Below are 23,416 nucleotides of genomic sequence, written 5' to 3'. Positions count from 1 at the left end.
TCTTGAATATGGATTTAGAAAACCTTCTCACCGAAGTAAGGTCTTGCCGCCTCTGCGAAGAAAGTCTAGAGCTAGGCGCAAATCCTGTCGTGCAAGCGGCAAAAAGTGCTAGGCTGCTAATTATCGGCCAAGCCCCAGGAACGAAGGTACACCACAGCGGTATTCCATGGAATGACCCCAGTGGCGATCGCCTACGTCACTGGTTAATGATGGACAAAACGACCTTTTATGACCCAAACAAGGTCGCCATCATCCCGATGGGACTGTGTTACCCCGGTAAAGGACGCTCTGGCGATCTTCCGCCAAGAAAGGAATGCGCCCCCAAATGGCACCAGCAACTACTTGCCGAGCTTCCCAACATCGAACTGACTTTGCTCATCGGTCAATATGCTCAAAACTACTACCTAGACGACAAACCCAAAACTCTCACCGCAACCGTACAACAGTGGCAACAGTGGCAACAGTGGCAGCCCAAAATTCTACCACTACCTCACCCTTCCCCAAGAAATACGCTATGGTTAAAAAAGAACCCATGGTTTGAAGCCGATGTAGTACCAAATCTGCGCCAACAAATTCAGCAGCTTAATCTCGACGTACAGCCTGAGGAGCTTTAGGTCACCAGCAACCCTCCCCTAGAAAAAGCTGCACACCATGAAGAGACAACCACCTAAGCAGCTGTTTAATAGGACTTAAAATACTCACAGAAAGCTTATCTAGCTTTTAGACACCAACAACCCTTCCTTACCAAAAGCTGCACATGTACAGTTTAAATAGCTTTAGGTCACCCATGCACCAAAAGCTATTTAAACTGATTTCAATCTGTAGAACGCACGATGTGTGCTTTGATGTTGATTGAACACAGATGTATTTCGTCTGTAATTCAGTAAGACATGCATTACCACGTAAAATGCGGGAACGAGCTTTACGAAAGCAGATAGCCCTCCCAAATCACCACCAACGCCCCCTTTTACCCTTTTACCCTTTTACCGTTTTACCGTTAGCACCAGCGTCCGCTTTCAAATACAAAAAAAACCGGCCAACTGACCGGTTCTTCAAACTACTTATTTATGATACGGCTTAGAAAGCTCATGCACCGCATCCACAAACACCCCAGCATTCTCTGGTGGCACATCTAGGTGGATACCGTGACCAAGGTTAAACACGTGACCTGTGCCTTCATCGCCATACCCTTCAAGGATACCAGCAACTTCTTTACGAATACGCTCAGGAGAGGCGTAAAGCATGGATGGGTCCATGTTGCCTTGCAGCGCTACTTTGTCGCCAATACGTGCTTTTGCATCAGCAATATTAATGGTCCAGTCTAGGCCAACCGCATCACAGCCTGTTGCGGCGATCTGCTCTAGCCACATACCACCATTCTTAGTGAATAACGTAACTGGCACACGGCGACCATCGTTTTCACGGATAAGGCCATCCACAATTTTGTGCATGTATTGCAATGAGAACAGGTTGTAATCACGAGGTGTCAATACACCACCCCAAGTATCAAATACCATCACAGATTGAGCACCTGCTTTGATTTGAGCGTTGAGGTACTCAATCACACTGTCTGCAAGCTTATCGAGCAATAGGTGCAGTGTTTGCGGCTCAGCGTACATCATCTTTTTGATCTTAGTGAAGGCTTTAGAACTGCCGCCTTCAACCATGTAAGTAGCCAGTGTCCACGGGCTTCCAGAGAAACCGATCAGTGGTACGTCACCGTTAAGGTCTTTACGGATCTGGCGAACGGCATTCATTACATATTGCAGCTCACCTTCTGGATCTGGCAAACCAATCTTCTCTACATCAGCTTTACAGGTGATCGGGTTATCAAACACCGGGCCTTCACCAGTTTCAAAGCGTAAACCTAAGCCCATCGCATCAGGGATGGTCAGAATATCAGAGAACAGGATCGCAGCATCAAGCGGGAAGCGACGTAACGGCTGTAATGTGACTTCAGAAGCCAGCTCTGCATTACGGCAAAGAGACATAAAGTCGCCCGCTTCTGCACGAGTCGCTTTGTATTCAGGTAGGTAACGTCCTGCTTGGCGCATCATCCAAACCGGGGTGTAATCTACAGGCTGCTTCAATAGCGCACGTAGATAGCGATCATTTTTTAATTCAGTCATCCTGGCTGTCTTTACTTTTTTCTAAGAAATTTTGCTCATTCTATCATTATTTATCGGAGGCGATATCAGGGCTTTGCAACCCAGATCAAGTTATTCAAATTTAAAACAATCCCGTAATTGCTTATACATCAGCCGCATGTTAAAAATTTGTTCGCTAGCGAAAACTATAATAAGCGAGCTTTGATCTCGCCGAACATCTCATAACGACATCTTACTTACCCCTCCGGCATCCCCGGAGGTTTTTTTTGTCTATCGATCTTTCTTGATCAGCTCAACCGTGTGCTCGATTAACTGCCGTGCAATTGTTCCGTGCGGAGCCACTTCTGGCATTTCGTCCGTATCGAACCATTTTGCATCGGTTAACTCCCGATAATCAGGTTTTACCACACCACCAGCAAAATCCGCCAAAAAGCCCATCATCAAACTGGAAGGAAAGGCCCAAGGTTGGCTGCCAAAGTATCGAATGTTATCAATGTCGATACCTGTCTCTTCTTTCACTTCGCGGGCGACGCACTGCTCCAAGGTTTCACCGACTTCGACAAAACCTGCGATAACTGTATACATGTTGCCTTTATGTCTCGGATGTTGCGCCAACAGAATCTTATCTTGGTTACGAACCGCCACGATAACGCAGGGGAATATGCGTGGGTAATGCAAAGTTCGACACGATTGACACTGCATCGCAAGCTGGTTGTGATTGAGGTGAGTTCTGCCGCCACATTGAGGACAAAATCGAATCGATTGGCTCATATGACCAAACTGTACGGCTCGGCTGACCAACAAAAATAGCGACTCAGGCAGATGCAATAGCTCTCTAAGTGAGGTCATCTCTAGATCTTGCTCGATGTCGGCACTGTTCAGCCACCTCACATCATGCCCGTTGTAATGGCCTACGGTGATTGCATCGTGAGTATCGAACGGTAAATTCTGCGCACTCAAGCAGGGCAACTCGCCATCTACTAGCCAGACATCACTACCGTTAACAACACACCAATAAGCCAACTCTCCATTTTTGATCATAGGATCCTCCCGATACTTGCAGTCCGACTATTTTACTGGCAATCTAAAATTGTTCTAGATTTGTAGCAAGTGAATCTTGCCGCTATAAATATTATGTAAAGCAAAAGTTTACTTCCGATGGACCCCTCACTCTGTGAGGTTATAAGACCACCGATTGTGGTCGGATCATGAGGACATGGTCATGCTAAATAAATTCAAACAAGTACAAGAACAATGGGGTGGCTCCAGCGAAGTCATCGACCACTGGTTAGAGACAAGGCAGTCTTTGATCGTGGAGTATTGCCAACTCATCACCTCTTCTGACAGCTTGCCGTCAGCAAAAGAGCTGCAAAGCTATTGCCAGCATTTAGTCGATTATATCTCTGAAGGGCATTTTAAAATCTACGATATGGTAATGGATCGATGGAAAGCAACTGGCTTTTCTCCAACAGAAGAGATCGATACCACCTATGGCCGTATCGTACTCACTACAGAGCCTCTGCTCAACTTTACCGACAAGTACGCCAATGTTGACCCAAACGGCTCGCTTGAGGGCTTAGACAGCGATTTATCTTTGATCGGAGAGATCATGGAAACCCGTTTTGAAGTGGAAGATCAACTGATCCAAATGATTGCGGATAGCTTGGCAGTTCCACCTGGGGCTTGATATAAATTAGGCGGTGATACGCCATTGAATAGCCTAACTTCTTCGAAATTTGAAAGCCCTGCTTTTAACCCCCTCTAGCTCCCCCCGGATCGCCGGCCGCGTGAAAAGGGGGGAGGACTGTATTGCACACGCTTTAATTCCACCCGTCAATAATAAACACTTTCGCCCCCTTATACCCTTTCCCTTTTCCCCAACAACCGTACTCCGTTTACCGTTTACCGTTTACCGTTTACCGATTAAAACATACAAAAAAGGCACCCATTCGGGTGCCTTTTCTCATATCCGCTTGCAATTACTCGTCAGACGAGAAACCTGCGTTAAGCAGTGCAGCTAGGTTGTCAGTTGCTTGTTCCGCTGAAGGACCTGCTTGCTCTTCTTCACGCTGAGCTTGACGCTCTTGGTGGTAAGCAAAACCAGTACCTGCTGGGATCAGACGACCAACGATTACGTTCTCTTTCAGGCCACGTAGCTCGTCACGCTTACCAGAAACTGCTGCTTCTGTAAGTACGCGGGTCGTTTCCTGGAACGATGCTGCTGAGATGAACGACTCAGTTGCAAGAGACGCTTTGGTAATACCTAGAAGATCACGCTCGAAACGTGCTGGCTCTTTGCCTTCTGCTTCTAGTTTACGGTTAGCAATCTTAACTGTTGAGTATTCTACTTGCTCACCTGGTAGGAACTCAGAGTCACCAGCATGAGTAATAGTACACTTACGCAGCATCTGACGTACGATAGTCTCGATGTGCTTGTCGTTAATCTTAACGCCTTGCAGACGGTAAACTTCTTGTACTTCGTTTGCGATGTACTCAGTTACCGCACGGATACCACGTAGACGTAGAATGTCATGTGGAGTCTCTGGACCATCGGCGATTACATCACCGCGTTCAACCTTCTCACCTTCAAATACGTTCAGCTGGCGATGCTTAGGAATCATTTCTTCATAAGTCTCACCACCGTCACGGGTGATTACTAGGCGACGCTTACCTTTGGTTTCTTTACCAAAGCTAACGGTACCAGTGTGCTCAGCAAGGATCGCAGGCTCTTTCGGCTTACGTGCTTCAAATAGGTCTGCTACGCGTGGTAGACCACCGGTGATATCTTTGTTACCGCCAGATTTCTGAGGGATACGTGCAAGAGTGTCACCAACGCCTACTTCAGCGCCATCTTCAAGCTGTACGATTGCTTTACCAGGTAGGAAGTAGTGAGCTGGCATTTCAGTACCAGGGATCATTACATCGTTACCTGCAGCATCAACTAGCTTAACTGCTGGGCGCATGTCTTTACCTGCAGAAGGACGAGCTGCTGCATCAGTTACCTCTGAAGACGATAGACCCGTTAGGTCATCAGTCTGACGAGAAACTGTGACGCCATCGATCATGTCAACAAACTGGATGCGACCTGCCACTTCAGTGATGATTGGCATGGTGTGCGCTTCCCAGTTAGCAACTACGTCGCCAGCGGTTACTGCATCATTGTCTTTCTTGCTTAGGATCGAACCGTAAGGAAGTTTGTGCTTCTCTTTCGTACGACCGAACTCATCAATGATGGTTAGTTCAGAAGCACGAGAAGTGATCACTAGTTTGTCATCGTTGTTGATAACGAACTTAGCGTTGTGAAGCTTCACTGTACCTGTCGTCTTCGCTTGGATGCTGTTCTCTGCTGCTGCAGTAGATGCCGCACCACCGATGTGGAACGTACGCATCGTAAGCTGTGTACCCGGCTCACCGATAGACTGAGCAGCGATTACACCAACTGCTTCACCTTGGTTCACTAGGTGACCACGAGCAAGGTCACGACCGTAACACTGTGCACAACAACCGAAGTCAGAGTCACAAGTTACAACTGAACGTACCTTGATCTTGTCAACAGACATCTCTTCCATGATCTGACACCACTTCTCATCAATCAGAGTATTACGTGGGATCAGTACGTCTTCAGTACCAGGCTTCAGTACGTCTTCAGCAATTACACGACCAAGCGCTAGCTCAGATAGTGCAACTTTAACGTCACCACCTTCGATGTGAGGCATCATAGAGATACCTTCGTGAGTACCACAATCGTGTTCGTGTACTACAACATCCTGTGCAACGTCTACTAGACGACGAGTTAGGTAACCCGAGTTCGCTGTCTTAAGTGCAGTATCCGCAAGACCCTTACGAGCACCGTGGGTAGAGATAAAGTACTGAAGTACGTTCAGACCTTCTTTAAAGTTCGCGGTGATTGGCGTCTCGATGATTGAACCATCTGGACGTGCCATCAGACCACGCATACCCGCTAACTGACGAATCTGTGCCGCAGAACCACGAGCACCTGAGTCGGCCATCATGTAGATGCTGTTGAAAGACTCTTGCTGCTCTTCTTCACCGTCACGGTTGATAACCGTTTCAGAAGACAGGTTGTCCATCATCGCTTTCGCTACACGATCGTTGGTCGATGCCCAGATATCGATCACTTTGTTGTAACGCTCACCAGCAGTTACAAGACCCGATTGGAACTGGTCCTGGATCTCACGTACTTCTTCTTCCGCTTCTGCGATTTCAGTGTACTTAGCTGGCGGTACTACCATGTCGTCGATACCAACAGATACACCAGACAGTGCCGCATATGCGAAACCGGTGTACATGATCTGGTCAGCGAAGATTACTGTGTCTTTCAGACCCAGTTTACGGTACGCCTCGTTCAGTAGGTTAGAGATTTGCTTCTTACCTAGCTTCTGGTTTACCAAGCTAAATGGTAGGCCAGCTGGAACGATTTGCCACAGCATTGCACGACCGATAGTTGTATCAACTAGACCAGTCCAAGTAGTGCTGTTGCCGTCTTCGTCTTTCACAGTTTCTGTGATACGAACTTTAACGCGAGTGTGCAGTTCAACGCTCTTAGTGCGGTAAGCTTTTTCAGCTTCCTCAGGGCCAGCAAGGTACATACCTTCGCCCTTCGCATTGATCTTCTCACGAGTCATGTAGTACAGACCCAATACAACGTCCTGAGAAGGTACGATGATCGGATCACCTGACGCTGGCGACAGAATGTTGTTTGTCGACATCATCAGAGTACGAGCTTCAAGCTGAGCTTCCAGAGTTAGAGGTACGTGTACCGCCATCTGGTCACCATCGAAGTCGGCGTTGTACGCAGCACACACAAGTGGGTGTAGCTGGATCGCTTTACCTTCGATCAGTACTGGTTCGAACGCCTGGATACCTAGACGGTGAAGTGTAGGTGCACGGTTCAGTAGTACTGGGTGTTCGCGGATTACTTCGTCTAGGATATCCCATACGATAGCTTCTTCGCGCTCTACCATCTTCTTAGCAGCTTTGATTGTCGTCGCCATGCCACGAGTTTCTAGCTTGCTGTAGATGAATGGTTTGAATAGCTCAAGTGCCATCTTCTTAGGAAGACCACACTGATGTAGACGTAGGTAAGGACCTACGGTGATTACCGAACGGCCTGAGTAGTCTACACGCTTACCAAGTAGGTTCTGACGGAAACGACCTTGCTTACCCTTGATCATATCAGCAAGAGATTTCAGAGGACGCTTGTTCGAACCTGTGATAGCACGACCGCGACGACCGTTATCTAGAAGCGCATCAACAGACTCTTGCAGCATACGCTTTTCGTTGCGTACGATGATGTCCGGAGCTGCTAGCTCTAGTAGACGCTTCAAACGGTTGTTACGGTTGATAACACGACGGTATAGGTCGTTCAGATCAGATGTCGCAAAGCGACCGCCATCTAGTGGTACTAGAGGACGTAGATCTGGCGGAAGTACCGGAAGAACGTCTAGGATCATCCACTCAGGCTTGTTGCCAGATTGAATGAAGGCTTCAACGATCTTAAGGCGCTTAGTAACCTTCTTACGCTTAGTTTCAGAGTTGGTAGTTTCCAGCTCTTCGCGCATTTGCTCAGCTTCGTGCTGAAGATCCATCGTTGAAAGCAGATCTTTGATCGCTTCCGCACCCATCTTAGCGGTGAACTCGTCACCCCACTCTTCTAGGCGATCCAGGTATTCTTCTTCCGTTAGCATCTGACTCTTTTCAAGGTCAGTCATGCCTGGTTCTGTAACAACGTACATTTCGAAGTAAAGTACGCGTTCGATATCACGTAGAGGGATATCCATCAACAGACCGATACGAGACGGCAGTGATTTTAGGAACCAGATGTGCGCTACTGGAGACGCAAGCTCGATGTGGCCCATACGGTCACGACGAACTTTAGTCTGAGTTACTTCAACGCCACACTTTTCACAGATAACACCACGGTGCTTCAGACGCTTGTATTTGCCACAAAGACATTCGTAGTCTTTAACTGGGCCAAAAATACGCGCACAGAAAAGGCCGTCACGCTCAGGTTTGAACGTACGGTAGTTGATAGTCTCAGGCTTTTTAACCTCACCAAAAGACCAAGAACGGATCTGGTCAGGTGAAGATAGACCGATTTTGATTGCATCAAATTCTTCGGTCTTATGCTGTGCTTTTAGAAAGTTTAATAAGTCTTTCACAATCAGCTCCTGTAAGGAGTTAAAAGTAGCTCACCGCTAAGTGAGCTACTTTCTACCGGATAATCGCTTTCTCAATAGATTGAGAAACTGATTACTCTTCGTCTTCTAGCTCGATGTTGATACCTAGCGAGCGAATCTCTTTCAACAGTACGTTGAACGATTCTGGCATGCCAGGTTCCATGCTGTGATTGCCATCTACGATGTTCTTATACATCTTAGTACGGCCGTTCACATCATCCGACTTAACTGTCAGCATCTCTTGAAGGGTATATGCAGCACCGTATGCTTCTAGTGCCCATACTTCCATCTCACCGAAACGCTGGCCACCGAACTGAGCTTTACCACCAAGTGGCTGCTGAGTTACTAGGCTGTAAGAACCAGTCGAACGAGCGTGCATCTTGTCATCAACAAGGTGGTTTAGTTTCAGCATGTACATGTAACCTACAGTTACAGGACGCTCAAACTCGTCACCAGTGCGACCATCAAATAGGCGTAGCTGACCAGATTCTGGTAGATCGCCTAGTTTCAGTAGCTCTTTGATTGATGCTTCTGGAGCACCGTCAAAGATTGGAGTCGCAATTGGTAGACCACCACGAAGGTTCTTAATAAGTGTGCGAACCTCGTCGTCAGATAGTGCAGCGATGTCTACTTTCTGGCGAGTGTCGCCTAGGTCGTAAACTTTTTGCAGGAAGTCGCGGAATTTCGCTAGTTCTTGCTGCTCTTTCACCATCTGGTTGATCTTGTCACCGATGCCTTTCGCCGCCAGGCCCATGTGTACTTCTAGGATCTGACCGATGTTCATACGAGACGGTACACCCAGTGGGTTCAGTACGATATCTACTGGCTGACCTTTCTCATCGTATGGCATGTCTTCAACAGGGTTGATCTTAGAGATTACACCCTTGTTACCGTGACGACCTGCCATCTTATCACCCGGCTGGATGCGACGTTTAACTGCCAGGTAAACCTTAACAATCTTCAGTACGCCCGGCGCTAGGTCATCACCTTGAGTGATCTTGCGACGCTTGTTTTCGAACTTCTTATCGAATTCAGCTTTTAGCTCATCGTTCTGCTCAGCCAGTTTTTCTAGCTGCTCTTGAAGCGCTTCGTCATCAAGAGTTAGCTCTAGCCATTTAGCACGGTCGATAGAGTCTAGTTTCGCTTCTGAGTAACCACCTTGTAGCAGTACTGCACGTACACGTGCTAGTAGACCGCCTTCAAGGATTTGGAATTCCTCAGTAAGGTCTTTCTTCGCTTCCTTCAGCTGCATTTGTTCGATTTCAAGCGCACGCTTGTCTTTCTCTACGCCATCGCGAGTGAAGACTTGTACGTCGATAACCGTACCAGATACAGAGTTAGGTACACGTAGAGATGAATCTTTAACGTCAGATGCTTTCTCACCGAAGATTGCGCGTAGTAGCTTCTCTTCAGGAGTCAGTTGAGTTTCACCCTTAGGTGTCACTTTACCAACTAGGATGTCGCCACCCTTAACTTCAGCACCGATGTAAACGATACCTGACTCATCTAGCTTAGATAGCGCTGATTCACCTACGTTTGGAATATCCGCAGTGATTTCTTCAGAGCCCAGCTTAGTATCACGAGCCACACAAGATAGTTCTTGGATGTGGATAGTCGTGAAGCGGTCTTCTTGAACAACACGCTCAGAAACTAGGATGGAATCCTCAAAGTTGTAACCGTTCCAAGGCATGAACGCGATGCGCATGTTTTGACCAAGCGCTAGTTCACCAAGGTCAGTTGAAGGACCATCAGCTAGTACGTCACCTTTCGACACTGGCTCGCCAGGAAGAACGGTAGGACGTTGGTTGATACATGTGTTCTGGTTAGAACGCGTGTACTTAGTCAGGTTGTAGATGTCGATACCAGCTTCGCCTGGTACTAGCTCTTCTTCGTTTACTTTAATAACGATACGAGAAGCATCTACTGACTGAACTTGACCACCACGTTTAGCAACTGCAGTTACACCTGAGTCAACAGCTACGTTACGCTCGATACCTGTACCTACTAGCGGTTTGTCCGCTTTCAGAGTTGGTACCGCCTGACGTTGCATGTTCGCACCCATCAATGCACGGTTCGCATCATCGTGTTCTAGGAACGGGATAAGCGATGCCGCTACAGATACTACCTGGTTGGTTGCAACGTCCATGTAGTTCACCTGATCGCGTGGGTGCAGACCAGATTCACCTTTTTGACGTGCAGTAACAAGTTCTTCAGCGAAAGTGCCGTCGTCATTGATCGCAGAGTTCGCCTGCGCAATGATGTACTGACCTTCCTGAATTGCAGATAGGTAATCTACTTCATCAGTCACAACACCATCGATAACGCGACGGTACGGAGTTTCTAGGAAACCGTACTCGTTACAACGCGCAAACGCCGATAGTGAGTTGATTAGACCGATGTTTGGACCTTCAGGCGTTTCGATAGGACATAGACGACCGTAGTGAGTTACGTGAACGTCTCGAACCTCGAAGCCAGCACGCTCACGTGTCAGACCACCCGGACCAAGTGCAGAAATACGACGCTTGTGCGTTACTTCTGACAGCGGGTTGTTCTGATCCATAAACTGAGATAGCTGTGAAGAACCAAAGAATTCTTTAACTGCTGCTGAGATAGGCTTAGCGTTGATCAGATCTTGAGGCATGATTGCGTCTAGGTCACCTAGGCTCAAGCGCTCTTTCACTGCACGTTCAACACGAACCAGACCTACACGGAATTGGTTCTCTGCCATTTCGCCGACGCTACGGATACGACGGTTGCCAAGGTGGTCGATGTCGTCCACTTCGCCAATACCGTTACGAATACCGATAAGCTTCTTCATCACTTCGATGATGTCGGTCTCATCCAGCGTGCCTTGCTCTAACGCATCTTCACGCTCGATCGAGCTGTTGAACTTCATACGGCCAACAGTGGATAGATCGTAACGCTCTTCAGAGAAGAACAGGCTTTCAAATAGGGCTTCTGCCGCTTCTTTCGTTGGCGGCTCACCAGGACGCATCATGCGGTAGATTTCTACCAATGCAGAGATGCGATCTACGGTGCTGTCGATACGTAGTGTATCTGACATGAATGGACCGTGGTCCAGATCGTTGGTGAACAGTGTTTCAAGCTGCTTGTGGCCTGCTTGAGACAGGTTCGCAAGTGCTTCCAGGCTGATTTCCTGGTTAGCGCCAACGATGATTTCGCCAGTTGCTTCGTTGATGTAATCTTTCGACGCAACTTTACCCACGATGTACTCAACAGGTACTTCGATGTGAGTAATGCCATCTTTTTCTAGCTGACGAATGTGACGCGCAGTCACACGACGACCAGTCTCAACGTAAGTCTTACCATTCGCCTCGATATCAAACGCAGTAGTTTCACCACGTAGACGCTCTGGCTCAAGCTCCATCATTAGAGTTTGGTCTTTCACTTCGAAGTTAACTTTCTCGAAGAATAGATCCAAGATCTCTTCTGTGGTCTTGCCTAGTGCGCGCAAAATGATAGATGCTGGCAGCTTACGACGACGGTCGATACGAACGTATAGGTTATCCTTAGGATCGAACTCAAAGTCTAACCATGAGCCACGGTAAGGAATTACACGTGCGTTATACAGAACTTTACCTGACGAGTGGGTCTTACCCTTATCGCTGTCGAAGAACACGCCTGGGCTTCGGTGCAGCTGGGATACGATAACCCTCTCGGTACCATTGATAACGAAGGTACCATTGTCAGTCATCAATGGGATTTCACCCATGTAGACTTCTTGTTCTTTAATGTCTTTAACGGTACCCGCTGGCGCGTCTTTATCGAATACAACTAGACGTAGTTTTACGCGTAGTGGTTTCGAGTAAGTGACGCCACGGATTTGACATTCTTTAACATCAAATACAGGCTCACCAAGACGGTAGCTAACGTATTGCAGCTCAGAATTGCCGTTGTAGCTCTGAATCGGGAATACAGAACGAAAAGCCGCTTCTAGACCATATTGTCCTTCAGGATCCTGTTCAATGAACTTGTCGAACGAATCAAGCTGGATCGATAGCAGGTATGGAATGTCCAACACTTGTGGACGAGTACCAAAGTCCTTACGGATGCGCTTTTTCTCGGTATAAGAGTAAACCATGGGGTTCCTCAGCTCGCTGATAAGTGACCCAAACTGTCCGCCCGCTCCTAGTTACTTAAGGGGGGTAAGGGACAGTGACTAACAGCTGTTTACTGTAGTGACATCACACCGGAAGGTGGGATGTTTTTTTGCATGGAGATAGGTGCTTAAACAGCGGAAAATTCACCTATGCCCTACAGCGCAAAAAGGCCGGTGGTTAAATAACCACCAGCCATTAGCCTTTCGGCTAAGCTTTTAAGTAATAATTACTTAAGAGCAACAGTTGCACCAGCTTCTTCAAGCTGTGCTTTTAGAGCTTCAGCTTCAGCTTTGTCGATGCCTTCTTTCAGAGGTGCTGGAGCACCGTCTACTAGGCCTTTAGCTTCTTTAAGACCAAGACCAGTTGCGCCACGTACAGCTTTGATTACAGCAACTTTGTTACCGCCAGCTGATTCTAGGATTACGTCAAATTCAGTTTGCTCAGCAGCAGCTTCGCCACCAGCAGCACCGCCAGCTACAACAGCAGCTGCAGCAGTAACGCCGAATTTTTCTTCCATAGCTTCGATTAGCTCAACAACTTGCATTACAGACATTTCTGCAACTGCGTCTAGGATTTGCTCGTTAGTAATAGACATAACAATTCTCTTTTAAGTCAACAATAAGTTTAAATAGCGTTCAGTGAAAAGCAAGGCTTATGCCGCAGCTTCTTCTTTCTGATCGCGAACAGCGGCGATAGTACGAACCAGCTTGCCAGCAGAAGCTTCTTTCATGCACATCATTAGGCGTGCGATTGCTTCGTCGTAAGTTGGTAGTGTTGCTAGTACTTCCGCATCAGTAACAGCGCCTTCAAATGCAGCAGCTTTTACCTCGAAATTCTCATTCTCTTTAGCGAAGTCTTTGAAAAGACGCGCTGCAGCACCTGGGTGCTCGTTAGAGAATGCGATCAGTGTAGGGCCTGAGAAAGTGTCAGTTAGACACTCAAAATCAGTACCTTCAACTGCACGGCGTGCAAGTGTGTTACGAACGACTTTCATGTAAACGCCAGCTTCACGAGCTTGTTTACGTAGAGTAGTCATCGCAGCAACAGTAACGCCACGAGAATCAGCTACAACTGCAGAAAGTGCATCACCGGCTGCTTCGTTGACTTCAGCAACAATTGCTTTTTTGTCTTGAAGATTTAAAGCCATCTTGGATTTACTCCTGGTTGTCATTACACCACTCACATCAAATTAATGTGAGAGCTACTACGGTGCAGTTCCAGAAGAAAGGCGAAAAATAATCATCTTTCTTTAGGTTCGGACACCGTCTACGCAGGTTAATTAAGTCTGCTAATGCAAACACCTACGGTCTTGGACGGAGACTTGGTCTCTTCTCAGAGAGGAAAAACAAAGTCCCAACCACAATAATTAGGCGCAAAATTATACACTAATTTCACGCCCAATCAAATAAATTATGCTTGAGTGTTCAGGCTCGCCTGATCAACAGCAACGCCAGCACCCATTGTAGTAGAGATGCTAACTTTCTTCAGGAAAGTACCTTTCGCTGAAGACGGCTTAGCTTTCTTAAGAGCCACTAGAAGTGCTTCTAGGTTCTCTTGAAGCTGAGAAGCTTCGAAAGATGCTTTACCGATAGTCGTGTGAACGATACCGTTCTTGTCGTTACGGTAACGAACCTGACCAGCTTTAGCGTTCTTAACCGCGTCAGCAACGTTAGGAGTTACAGTACCAACTTTAGGGTTTGGCATTAGACCGCGTGGACCTAGGATAGTACCTAGTTGACCTACAACGCGCATTGCATCAGGAGATGCTACAACTACGTCGAAGTTCATTTCGCCCTTCTTCACTTGCTCAGCAAGATCTTCCATACCAACGATGTCTGCGCCAGCTTCTTTAGCTGCTTCAGCGTTTGCACCTTGAGTGAACACTGCAACGCGGATTTCGCGGCCAGTACCGTGAGGTAGTACAGTTGCACCACGTACGTTCTGGTCAGATTTACGAGCATCGATGCCTAGGTTAACAGCAACGTCTACAGACTCAACGAATTTAGCAGTTGCTAGTTCTTTAAGAAGAGCAACAGCTTCGTTGATTTCGTATTCTTTAGTTACGTCAACTTTTTCGCGGATAACGCGCATGCGCTTAGTTAGTTTAGCCATCTTATTAACCCTCTACCACTAGGCCCATTGAACGAGCAGTACCTGCGATAGAACGCTTCATCGCTTCGATGTCAGCACCAGTCATATCAGCAGCTTTAGTTTCTGCGATTTCTTGAAGCTGAGCGTCAGTTACAGTACCAACTTTTTCAGTGTTTGGACGACCTGAACCAGACTTAACGCCAGCAGCTTTCTTAAGAAGAACAGCAGCAGGTGGAGTCTTAGTTTCAAAAGTGAAAGAACGGTCGTTGTAAACAGCGATTACAACTGGGATCGGTAGACCTTTCTCAACAGATTCTGTTTTTGCGTTGAACGCTTTACAGAATTCCATGATGTTCACACCGTGTTGACCTAGAGCAGGACCAACCGGTGGACTCGGGTTTGCCATACCCGCTGCAACTTGCAGCTTGATATAAGCTTCAACTTTCTTAGCCATGATATTTCCTAAGTTTTGGGTTCAAACGCGGATCGTTTCGACCAGCTCCCCTTTAAAAGAATTCGAACTTTTTAACTTCCGTAGAAGTAAAAAGGCGCGAAATTATAGCCATAATTCGCGCCTTCGACAACCCTAAAAAGGTGTTTTTTTAATCAAGTTTTTCAACCTGACCAAATTCCAACTCAACAGGCGTTGCACGACCAAAGATCGATACAGACACCTTCAAGCGGCTTTTCTCGTAATCCACTTCTTCAACAGTACCGTTGAAGTCAGCAAATGGACCTTCATTAACACGTACCACTTCACCAGCTTCGTACATGGTACGTGGACGCGGTGCTTCACTCGCTTTTTCAAGACGGTTCAGAATCGCATCTGCTTCTTTATCAGTGATAGGTGCTGGACGGTCAGAGGTACCACCAATGAAGCCCATCACACGCGGCACGCTGCGCACCAAGTGCCATGATTCATCGTTCATGATCATTTGGACAAGAACGTAACCAGGGAAGAACTTGCGCTCACTCTTACGACGTTGGCCTGCGCGCATTTCCACTACTTCTTCAGTAGGAACTAGTACTTCACCGAACAGCTCTTCCATGCTATGCATTTTGATGTGTTCACGAAGAGACTGTGCAACACGACCTTCAAATCCAGAGAAGGCTTGAACCACATACCAGCGTTTTTTTGGAGCTTCACTCATGTATTAATACCCTCACACTCCAGTTACTAGAGATACTAGACGAACCATAATGCCGTCGATACCCCATAGTACCAGAGCCATAACAATACTTACTGCAAGAACAATAAATGTAGTTTGCGTAGTTTCTTGGCGAGTAGGCCAAACCACTTTGCGAACTTCCATTCGAGATTCACGAGCGAACTCGATTGCAGCTTTACCTTTTGTTGTTGTTGCAGCAACACCAAGTGCAGCAGCGATTAGTACAACAACAGCTGTAGCGCGGATCACTACAGACATTTCACCATACAGGTAATTACCCACAACAGCAGCGGCTAGCAGAGCAAAAGCGACAATCCACTTGAACATATCTGCTGCACTTGAGCTATCAGGAGTTTCAGCGTTTGCTTTCATAGAACCAACCTGTGACAAGTCTTAAATATAGACGACAACAACCCCGCTGTTGCAGGGCACATTCCTTCGCATTGAATCCCAACGCATTACCGTGACTTAGATGAGATCTTAATCACAAAATCTTTTCTGCGACTGCCCAGCTGATGGAAAAACCATCATCACTAAACAATAGCGCATAAAAAGGGCATCAAATGATGCCCTTTTTACTAGTGTCTCGTCAAATCTTATTCAAAGATTTTCCGATTCTTCTACTATTCGTAAGAATTAGTCGAAGATCTTAGCAACAACACCAGCACCTACAGTACGGCCACCTTCACGGATAGCGAAACGTAGGCCTTCGTCCATAGCGATTGGAGCGATTAGCTCAACAGTCATTTGAACGTTGTCACCAGGCATTACCATTTCAACGCCTTCTGGAAGCTGGATGTCACCAGTTACGTCCGTAGTACGGAAGTAGAACTGTGGACGGTAGCCTTTGAAGAAAGGAGTGTGACGGCCGCCTTCGTCTTTAGAAAGTACGTATACTTCAGACTCGAACTTAGTGTGTGGGTTGATTGAGCCAGGAGCTGCAAGAACTTGACCACGCTCAACTTCGTCACGCTTAGTACCACGTAGAAGTGCACCAACGTTCTCACCAGCACGACCTTCGTCAAGAAGCTTACGGAACATCTCAACACCAGTACAAGTAGTAGTTGTAGTCTCTTTGATACCTACGATTTCTACTTCGTCACCTACAGTTAGGATACCGCGCTCGATACGACCAGTTACAACAGTACCACGACCTTGGATCGAGAATACGTCTTCGATTGGCATTAGGAACGGCTGGTCTACAGCACGCTCTGGCTCTGGGATGTAAGAATCTAGAGCTTCAGCTAGCTCAACGATCTTGTCTTCCCATTGTTTTTCGCCGTTTAGTGCACCAAGAGCAGAACCTTGGATTACTGGTAGGTCGTCGCCTGGGAATTCGTACTCAGAAAGAAGTTCACGAACTTCCATTTCTACTAGTTCTAGTAGTTCTTCATCGTCAACCATGTCACATTTGTTCATGAATACGATGATGTATGGGATACCAACCTGACGGCCAAGTAGGATGTGCTCACGAGTCTGAGGCATTGGGCCGTCAGTCGCAGCTACTACTAGGATACCACCGTCCATTTGCGCAGCACCAGTGATCATGTTTTTAACGTAATCGGCGTGTCCTGGGCAGTCTACGTGTGCGTAGTGACGAGTTGGAGTGTCATACTCAACGTGAGAAGTTGCAATTGTGATACCGCGCTCACGCTCTTCTGGAGCGTTATCGATAGATGCGAAGTCTTTCGCTTCACCGCCGTACACTTTAGCTAGAGTAGTACAGATTGCAGCAGTTAGAGTTGTTTTACCGTGGTCAACGTGGCCGATAGTACCAACGTTTACGTGCGGTTTCGTACGTTCAAATTTTTCTTTAGACATGGAGTGTCCCTCAAGGTACGGATTTATGGTGGCTTTGAGACCACGCAACCAAAATAATAATGGTGTATATCGAAAGGAAATGGAGCTACTTAGAGCTGGTGCTGATAGGCAGACTCGAACTGCCGACCTCATCCTTACCAAGGATGCGCTCTACCACCTGAGCTATATCAGCACTCTAAAAGGAGTGGAGCGGGCAGCGGGAATCGAACCCGCATCATCAGCTTGGAAGGCTGAGGTAATAGCCATTATACGATGCCCGCAACGCGTAACTCTGAGCGCTATTTCCTAAAGAATATGGTGGAGGGGGACGGATTCGAACCATCGAAGGCGGAGCCGGCAGATTTACAGTCTGCTCCCTTTGGCCACTCGGGAACCCCTCCAAATTTTTTAAGCATTCTTTCTCATTTAGGAAAGAATGGTGCCGACTACCGGAATCGAACTGGTGACCTACTGATTACAAGTCAGTTGCTCTACCTACTGAGCTAAGTCGGCACAAGTGGGGCGAATTCTATTGAATGATTTCCCTTCTGGCAATAGGAAATTTAAAAAAAAACTAAATTTCCTATTTTTTAAGATTGAACGGATGTTTTTTCGGCAATTTCCATCCTATTTTGAACAATTTATGCAGCTTGAGTCGTTTGATTTCAATACGCCATAGTGTATTGTCGTCTGCTCACCATCAACACCAAGGTTTACTATGACCCCGTATATGTCTTTCGACCGTCATAAATGGTCTGAATTGAGAAATGCCGTTCCTATGACTCTTACCCAAGAGGACCTAGAAGAACTGCAAGGGATCAATGAAAACTTAACCATGCAAGAAGCCGTAGAGATCTACTTGCCTCTCTCTAGGTTACTCAATCTGTATGTTGAGGCTCGACAAAGTCGAAATTCCGTGTTGCAGCAATTCCTTGGTGAAAATGACCACACCCCACCGTTTATCATTGGCATCGCAGGCAGTGTCGCAGTAGGTAAAAGTACCACTGCGCGATTACTAAAAGCGCTGCTTTCTCGTTGGGAGAATCACCCAAAAGTCGAGCTCATTACCACTGATGGCTTTTTACACCCCAACAAAGTGCTCAATGAACGTGACTTAATGACCAAGAAAGGGTTTCCAGAATCCTATGATATGCATCGTTTGGTTAAGTTCGTCTCTGACGTCAAAGCTGGCAAACGTAATGTCACGGCCCCAGTCTACTCTCATCTGACTTACGACATTACCGAAGAAGAGAAGGTTGTTGACCAGCCTGATGTGCTGATCATTGAAGGGCTTAATGTGCTGCAAAGTGGTATGGATTATCCTCATGACCCACATCGCGTCTTTATCTCTGACTTTTTAGACTTTTCTTTATATGTCGATGCGGATTCAACACAAATCGAAGAGTGGTATATCGAGCGTTTCTTGAAGTTTCGCCAAGGTGCATTCCGTAAGCCTGGCGCATACTTCAATCACTACACACTCATGAGTAAGGACGATGCCATCAAAAAAGCGCGCAGCATCTGGAGTTCTATTAACGGTAAGAACCTCAATGAAAATATCTTACCGACCAGAGAGCGGGCTCAACTTATTCTACGCAAAGGTGAAAACCATAGTGTAGAACAAGTCTTATTGCGTAAGTAATTACTTACTCTTTGCTCTTAAAGAAATCTCTCCACCGATGAAGGCTTCAACCCCTTTATCGGTCTCTATCAACACCGCACCTTGCTCATTAATGCCTTGCACGATACCAGTGACCTGATTAGGCCCCATTAATAATGTCACCGGACGACCCACATAGTTATCAAACCGATTCCATCGTTCTATAAAGGCGGACATCCCCATGCCCTCATATTGGGCCAACGCTTGTTGCCAATGCTGGAGTATAGTTGCTGCCAACTCATTTCTATCAATAGGCAAAGAACCAGCGCTCAGTTTTTCCAATGCCGTCCAAGGCTGATCTATTGCTTCGGTTTCAGACTCGGGCATAGCAACATTAAGTCCAAGCCCGATCACAAGCTCAGCAGCGCCGCCGGCTTGTCCTGACATTTCCACTAAAATCCCGGCAAGTTTCGTGTCTTGGTAGTAAATGTCGTTAGGCCATTTAAGCTTCACACCGTCATAGCCCAATGAGTCCAAAGCTTCCGTCGTCGCTATGCCAATGACTAAACTTAGTCCCATCGCAGCAGCCATACCCGCTTCCAAACGCCAGTACATCGACATATATAGATTAGTTGCGAAAGGTGAAACCCAAGTACGACCACGACGACCGCGACCACTGCTTTGGTATTCCGCCAAACAAACATGACCACTGTCTAGAGAACCCATCTGGTCCATTAAATACTGATTGGTTGAATCAATGACGGGGAACACCGATACTGGGCGCTCAATTAAAGGCGATATTTTCTCACTGCAAAGCAAAGAGATAGGTTGAGTCAGCTTATATCCTTTTCGTGGCACACTAAACACATCCAGCCCTAGAGATTGAATGCTTTTAATGTGTTTGCTGATCGCAGCTCTAGACACACCAAGCGTATGACCTAGTGCTTCTCCAGAGTGAAACTCTCCGTCTGCGAGTAACTCGACTAACGCATACTTTAACGACGATCCTTTCATTGATGATTTTCAATCCATTGTTGAAGGTGTGTTTCTTCACTTTGCCCCATAAATCGCACTTCATGCTCCAAAGAGACACCATATTCAGATTTAACCCGCTCGGTTACCAACTTTGCTAACCCAAGGACATCTTGTGCACTTGCCCTATCATGATTAACCAATACCAATGCCTGTTGTTGGTGTACTTGAGCGCCTCCAACAGAAACCCCCTTTAAACCAGCATTATCAATCAGCCAACCAGCAGCCAGCTTTACACCATGCTCCACCTCATAGCCGACCAAATTAGGATATTTAAGCTTTAGTGCTTGATACTGGTCTTGGCTAACCACAGGATTTTTAAAGAAACTGCCCGCATTACCCAACACGGCAGGGTCAGGAAGTTTCTCCATCCGAATATCGCAAACCGTATTAAAGATTGTTTGAGCATTACGTTCGCCAGCATCTATCGCTTTTAATGGCCCATACTGTGCCTTCGCTTGCCACTGCTTATTTAAGGTAATGCCAACGGCGGTAATGACAGCTTTTCCATGTAACTGATGTTTAAAGATTGAGTCTCGGTAACCAAACTCACACTCATGCTTAGATAGGCGTTTAATAGTGAAAGTCTCTAAACATAGGTACTCTACGTACTCACACACATCTTTTAGCTCAACACCGTACGCTCCAATGTTTTGGATTGGAGAAGAGCCTACACAACCTGGGATGAGCGCTAAGTTTTCCAAGCCGTCATAACCTTGCTTCAAACTCCAGGCAACAAGTTCTGGCCAGTCTTCCCCACCATTAATATGCAGGTGATAAGCCAACTCACTCTCGGTCACCTCTTTGCCCATTAAGCGATTGAGGATCACTACTCCCTTAAAGTGCTCGGTAAACAGCATATTACTGCCTTTACCCAGCACCAACTTTGGCAAATTGGCCCAATCCGGGTTTTGGTAGCATTGGATAAGCTCGTCGACACTCGTTGCCTCAACCAACACATCACAACCGACTTCAATGGAAAAGGTATGAAATTGCTTTAAACTTGCTTGGTGTTCTATACGCATAATACTTAACGCTAAATCTAAACTTTGGTTATCTTAACCCAACTGCACAGTGATTCCATGACCCAATTACGCTTTGAGCAAATCGAACCGATCAAACTCCCACTGGTAAAACGATTCTACAAACAACACTACCCAGCAGGTAAAGCAAAGTCTGACGAACTCATCATCGCTGCCTACTCAGGTCCTGCCATGGTAGCAGTGGTTAGATTTAGGCATATTGAAGAAACACGTTTACTCACGGGCATGGTCGTTGACACCAAGTATCGCAGTCAGGGGATTGGTGCGGCTCTTATGGCCTACTGCCAACAACAGATCTTAAGGGACCAAGACTACTGTTTTGCTCTAGAACACCTTGAAAACTTCTACTGCCGCTTCGGTTTTGAGACGACGGACACGACAAATATGCCTGGGTGTCTGCAAAATCTTTTCAAACGCTATACTCAATCTGGTAAGTCGCTCAAACCTTTACAATATGTTGCTTAATTTTGCCTCAACAGAACCGTGAAATAGTAGTCACCCTTCGCTAGTTTTTGGTAAAATTTAAAGTTCGCAATTTTGCAAATAGAACAAAGGCTTTTCACGAATTATGATAGCGATTCGGGACAAAATTGGTACATTGCCAACCATCGCAACTGATCCGGCAAACTTTAATATTCTTCACTCAGCAGAACAGTTTCGTACTCATCTGCTCGAAGCGATAAGGGAAGCAAACTCACGCATCTATATCGCCGCCCTTTACTTAGAAGATGACGAAGCCGGTCGTGAAATCCTAACCGCCATGTATGAGGCGAAACAGGCTAACCCTGATCTTGATATTAAGATCTGTGTCGACTGGCACCGTGCACAGCGAGGATTGATCGGAGCGGCACACTCGGAAGGAAACGCCGCGATGTATCGCGAGTTTGCCAAAGAGTACAAATATGACATTCCTGTGTTTGGCATCCCAGTACGTGGTCGAGAAGTCTTTGGTGTTTTGCACCTCAAAGGTTTTATCGTTGATGACCAAGTTATCTACAGCGGTGCGAGCCTAAATAATATCTATCTAAATAAACAAGACAGATACCGATTTGACCGCTACCACATCGTCGATAACGCCGAACTTGCAGACAGTATGGTTCGATTCATCCAAGAAGAAATGATCAGCCATGCGGCAGTAAATAACCTTGCTTCGACAAAGCTGCCAACGACTAAGTCACTAAAGACCGCTATTCGCCAGTTCCGTTCGAAACTCGCTCGTAGCCAATATCACTTTACCCACCAAATCGCCAAAGCGGATCAAATTGCTATCACGCCCATCGTAGGACTAGGTAAACGACGCAATACTCTTAACCAAAGCATTGTGGAGCTGGTCAATCAGGCCAAAGATGAAATCTTTATCTGTACTCCGTATTTCAACTTCCCTAAGGAGTTAGCGAAAGCCGTTAAAAAAGCGCTTAAACGTGGAGTGAAAGTATCGATTGTTGTTGGGGACAAGACAGCTAATGACTTCTATATTCCACCAACTCAGTCTTTTAGCACCATTGGTGGTCTGCCATACCTGTATGAAATGAACTTGCGCCGCTTTGCCAAGATTAATGAAGCATTCCTAGCAAGTCGCCAGCTCTCTTTACACTTATGGAAGCATGACTCTAATAGCTATCACCTTAAGGGAATGTGGGTAGATAAGCGCTACATGCTGCTAACGGGCAACAACCTTAACCCACGCGCTTGGAAGTTAGACTTAGAGAACGCACTGCTAGTACAAGACCACAACGCACTTGTTGTTCCGAAGTTTGAACAAGAAATAGAGAACATTCTGCAACACACTGAGTTGGTATGTACTTATCGCCAGATCGATAAGATCGATACCTACCCGGTAGTTGTTCAAAAGCTCATTCGTAAGATCCGAACGATCAGTGCGGATAGGGTATTGAAGCAATTGCTATAGAAGACGGAAAGAAGAACTTTGAAAGGCCGGCGTATATCGTCGGCTTTTTTATCGGCTATCGGCTATCGGCTATCGGCTTTGCATGATTGTCTCTACGAATAGAAAACAATATCTAACGACCCTATTGCACAAGTATCAGCATCTGTTAGCGTAGCCTTTCTCGAAATACGACAAAGTCCCATCAATGCACAAGGCAACTTCTTATAAGTAAAAGGATTGAACTTGCTGTTTTTGAACTCTGAGCCTTTTTTAGGAGAGCAGCTATTCCCTTTCCCCCTTAGCGCCAGCGTCCGTTAGCGAAGCGTCCCTTTACCGTAATTACGATAAAGCCCCAGCGTTCGCT

Annotated in this window: 18 protein-coding genes and 4 tRNA genes; 5 read left to right on the top strand and 17 right to left on the bottom strand. The window is 46.6% G+C overall.

What is annotated here, in order from left to right:
* The first annotated feature begins 8 nt into the window (after positions 1-8).
* Positions 9-614 (top strand): uracil-DNA glycosylase family protein, encoded by a 606-nt coding sequence (locus J4N39_RS00830; RefSeq protein ID WP_252021104.1) that lies wholly within the window; start codon positions 9-11, stop codon positions 612-614.
* Positions 615-1,061: 447 nt separating this feature from the next.
* Here the strand turns inward: J4N39_RS00830 and hemE are convergent, their stop codons facing one another.
* Together hemE and nudC are read right to left on the bottom strand one after the other, a co-directional pair.
* On the bottom strand, positions 1,062-2,129 hold the full coding sequence (gene hemE, locus J4N39_RS00825; RefSeq protein ID WP_252021102.1) for a uroporphyrinogen decarboxylase: 1,068 nt from the start codon (positions 2,127-2,129) through the stop codon (positions 1,062-1,064).
* 249 nt (positions 2,130-2,378) lie between these two features.
* The gene (gene nudC / locus J4N39_RS00820; RefSeq protein ID WP_252021100.1) at positions 2,379-3,149 is read right to left on the bottom strand and encodes an NAD(+) diphosphatase; all 771 of its coding nucleotides are present in this window, start codon (positions 3,147-3,149) and stop codon (positions 2,379-2,381) included.
* 175 nt (positions 3,150-3,324) lie between these two features.
* On the opposite strand from nudC, the gene rsd reads away from it, so the two are divergent.
* The gene (gene rsd / locus J4N39_RS00815; RefSeq protein ID WP_252021097.1) at positions 3,325-3,795 is read left to right on the top strand and encodes a sigma D regulator; all 471 of its coding nucleotides are present in this window, start codon (positions 3,325-3,327) and stop codon (positions 3,793-3,795) included.
* A gap of 292 nt (positions 3,796-4,087) precedes the next feature.
* On the opposite strand, the gene rpoC is transcribed toward rsd, so the two are convergent.
* The 13 genes from rpoC to J4N39_RS00750 all read right to left on the bottom strand — a co-directional run bounded on the left by rpoC (position 4,088) and on the right by J4N39_RS00750 (position 18,002).
* Complete coding sequence (gene rpoC, locus J4N39_RS00810) at positions 4,088-8,290, bottom strand: DNA-directed RNA polymerase subunit beta' (protein WP_252021095.1); 4,203 nt, start codon at positions 8,288-8,290, stop codon at positions 4,088-4,090.
* 91 nt (positions 8,291-8,381) lie between these two features.
* Positions 8,382-12,410 (bottom strand): DNA-directed RNA polymerase subunit beta, encoded by a 4,029-nt coding sequence (gene rpoB / locus J4N39_RS00805; RefSeq protein WP_252021093.1) that lies wholly within the window; start codon positions 12,408-12,410, stop codon positions 8,382-8,384.
* 245 nt (positions 12,411-12,655) lie between these two features.
* The gene (gene rplL / locus J4N39_RS00800) at positions 12,656-13,024 is read right to left on the bottom strand and encodes a 50S ribosomal protein L7/L12 (protein ID WP_252021091.1); all 369 of its coding nucleotides are present in this window, start codon (positions 13,022-13,024) and stop codon (positions 12,656-12,658) included.
* Between the two features lie 57 nt (positions 13,025-13,081).
* Complete coding sequence (gene rplJ, locus J4N39_RS00795; RefSeq protein ID WP_252021089.1) at positions 13,082-13,576, bottom strand: 50S ribosomal protein L10; 495 nt, start codon at positions 13,574-13,576, stop codon at positions 13,082-13,084.
* Between the two features lie 263 nt (positions 13,577-13,839).
* Positions 13,840-14,541 carry a 50S ribosomal protein L1 gene (gene rplA, locus J4N39_RS00790; protein ID WP_252021087.1) on the bottom strand — a complete coding sequence of 234 codons (702 nt, stop codon included), beginning with the start codon at positions 14,539-14,541 and terminating at the stop codon, positions 13,840-13,842.
* Between the two features lie 4 nt (positions 14,542-14,545).
* Positions 14,546-14,974 (bottom strand): 50S ribosomal protein L11, encoded by a 429-nt coding sequence (gene rplK / locus J4N39_RS00785; RefSeq protein WP_101114260.1) that lies wholly within the window; start codon positions 14,972-14,974, stop codon positions 14,546-14,548.
* A gap of 148 nt (positions 14,975-15,122) precedes the next feature.
* Positions 15,123-15,671 carry a transcription termination/antitermination protein NusG gene (nusG, locus tag J4N39_RS00780; RefSeq protein ID WP_005451123.1) on the bottom strand — a complete coding sequence of 183 codons (549 nt, stop codon included), beginning with the start codon at positions 15,669-15,671 and terminating at the stop codon, positions 15,123-15,125.
* A gap of 12 nt (positions 15,672-15,683) precedes the next feature.
* Entirely contained in the window at positions 15,684-16,061 is a 378-nt protein-coding gene (gene secE, locus J4N39_RS00775) for a preprotein translocase subunit SecE (protein WP_252021085.1), read from the bottom strand.
* A 264-nt stretch (positions 16,062-16,325) separates the two neighbouring features.
* A complete protein-coding gene (tuf, locus tag J4N39_RS00770) occupies positions 16,326-17,510 on the bottom strand; it encodes an elongation factor Tu (RefSeq protein ID WP_252021083.1) in 1,185 nt (394 codons plus the stop codon).
* Positions 17,511-17,606: 96 nt separating this feature from the next.
* A tRNA-Thr gene (locus J4N39_RS00765) sits at positions 17,607-17,682 on the bottom strand.
* 13 nt (positions 17,683-17,695) lie between these two features.
* Positions 17,696-17,770 (bottom strand) — tRNA-Gly (locus J4N39_RS00760).
* Positions 17,771-17,805: 35 nt separating this feature from the next.
* Positions 17,806-17,890, bottom strand: a tRNA-Tyr gene (locus tag J4N39_RS00755).
* Positions 17,891-17,926: 36 nt separating this feature from the next.
* A tRNA-Thr gene (locus J4N39_RS00750) sits at positions 17,927-18,002 on the bottom strand.
* Positions 18,003-18,207: 205 nt separating this feature from the next.
* On the opposite strand from J4N39_RS00750, the gene coaA reads away from it, so the two are divergent.
* On the top strand, positions 18,208-19,131 hold the full coding sequence (gene coaA, locus J4N39_RS00745) for a type I pantothenate kinase (RefSeq protein WP_252021081.1): 924 nt from the start codon (positions 18,208-18,210) through the stop codon (positions 19,129-19,131).
* Here the strand turns inward: coaA and birA are convergent, their stop codons facing one another.
* Both birA and murB read right to left on the bottom strand, forming a co-directional pair.
* A complete protein-coding gene (gene birA / locus J4N39_RS00740; protein WP_252021079.1) occupies positions 19,132-20,103 on the bottom strand; it encodes a bifunctional biotin--[acetyl-CoA-carboxylase] ligase/biotin operon repressor BirA in 972 nt (323 codons plus the stop codon).
* Positions 20,100-21,146 (bottom strand): UDP-N-acetylmuramate dehydrogenase, encoded by a 1,047-nt coding sequence (murB, locus tag J4N39_RS00735; RefSeq protein ID WP_252021077.1) that lies wholly within the window; start codon positions 21,144-21,146, stop codon positions 20,100-20,102. Before murB ends, birA begins: the two co-directional genes overlap by 4 nt.
* Positions 21,147-21,203: 57 nt before the next feature.
* On the opposite strand from murB, the gene J4N39_RS00730 reads away from it, so the two are divergent.
* Both J4N39_RS00730 and pssA read left to right on the top strand, forming a co-directional pair.
* The gene (locus J4N39_RS00730; protein WP_252021075.1) at positions 21,204-21,629 is read left to right on the top strand and encodes a GNAT family N-acetyltransferase; all 426 of its coding nucleotides are present in this window, start codon (positions 21,204-21,206) and stop codon (positions 21,627-21,629) included.
* Between the two features lie 103 nt (positions 21,630-21,732).
* Positions 21,733-23,073 (top strand): CDP-diacylglycerol--serine O-phosphatidyltransferase, encoded by a 1,341-nt coding sequence (gene pssA, locus J4N39_RS00725; protein WP_252021073.1) that lies wholly within the window; start codon positions 21,733-21,735, stop codon positions 23,071-23,073.
* The last annotated feature ends 343 nt before the right edge of the window (positions 23,074-23,416 follow it).

The sequence above is a fragment of the Vibrio sp. SCSIO 43136 genome, from assembly GCF_023716565.1.
Classification (GTDB): domain Bacteria; phylum Pseudomonadota; class Gammaproteobacteria; order Enterobacterales; family Vibrionaceae; genus Vibrio.
The sequence above is the reverse complement of the archived record's forward strand: the minus strand, read 5'-3'. Positions and strand labels throughout refer to the sequence as shown.

What these genes read in the sequence shown, in the direction of transcription:
- J4N39_RS00830 (WP_252021104.1), top strand. Translation starts at nt 9, where the DNA reads ATGGATTTAGAAAACCTTCTCACCGAAGTAAGGTCTTGCCGCCTCTGC.
- rplL (WP_252021091.1), bottom strand. Translation starts at nt 13,024, where the DNA reads ATGTCTATTACTAACGAGCAAATCCTAGACGCAGTTGCAGAAATGTCT.
- pssA (WP_252021073.1), top strand. Translation starts at nt 21,733, where the DNA reads ATGATAGCGATTCGGGACAAAATTGGTACATTGCCAACCATCGCAACT.
- hemE (WP_252021102.1), bottom strand. Translation starts at nt 2,129, where the DNA reads ATGACTGAATTAAAAAATGATCGCTATCTACGTGCGCTATTGAAGCAG.
- rplA (WP_252021087.1), bottom strand. Translation starts at nt 14,541, where the DNA reads ATGGCTAAACTAACTAAGCGCATGCGCGTTATCCGCGAAAAAGTTGAC.
- rplK (WP_101114260.1), bottom strand. Translation starts at nt 14,974, where the DNA reads ATGGCTAAGAAAGTTGAAGCTTATATCAAGCTGCAAGTTGCAGCGGGT.
- birA (WP_252021079.1), bottom strand. Translation starts at nt 20,103, where the DNA reads ATGAAAGGATCGTCGTTAAAGTATGCGTTAGTCGAGTTACTCGCAGAC.
- secE (WP_252021085.1), bottom strand. Translation starts at nt 16,061, where the DNA reads ATGAAAGCAAACGCTGAAACTCCTGATAGCTCAAGTGCAGCAGATATG.
- J4N39_RS00730 (WP_252021075.1), top strand. Translation starts at nt 21,204, where the DNA reads ATGACCCAATTACGCTTTGAGCAAATCGAACCGATCAAACTCCCACTG.
- rsd (WP_252021097.1), top strand. Translation starts at nt 3,325, where the DNA reads ATGGTCATGCTAAATAAATTCAAACAAGTACAAGAACAATGGGGTGGC.
- rpoB (WP_252021093.1), bottom strand. Translation starts at nt 12,410, where the DNA reads ATGGTTTACTCTTATACCGAGAAAAAGCGCATCCGTAAGGACTTTGGT.
- coaA (WP_252021081.1), top strand. Translation starts at nt 18,208, where the DNA reads ATGACCCCGTATATGTCTTTCGACCGTCATAAATGGTCTGAATTGAGA.
- nudC (WP_252021100.1), bottom strand. Translation starts at nt 3,149, where the DNA reads ATGATCAAAAATGGAGAGTTGGCTTATTGGTGTGTTGTTAACGGTAGT.
- rplJ (WP_252021089.1), bottom strand. Translation starts at nt 13,576, where the DNA reads ATGGCTTTAAATCTTCAAGACAAAAAAGCAATTGTTGCTGAAGTCAAC.
- nusG (WP_005451123.1), bottom strand. Translation starts at nt 15,671, where the DNA reads ATGAGTGAAGCTCCAAAAAAACGCTGGTATGTGGTTCAAGCCTTCTCT.
- tuf (WP_252021083.1), bottom strand. Translation starts at nt 17,510, where the DNA reads ATGTCTAAAGAAAAATTTGAACGTACGAAACCGCACGTAAACGTTGGT.
- murB (WP_252021077.1), bottom strand. Translation starts at nt 21,146, where the DNA reads ATGCGTATAGAACACCAAGCAAGTTTAAAGCAATTTCATACCTTTTCC.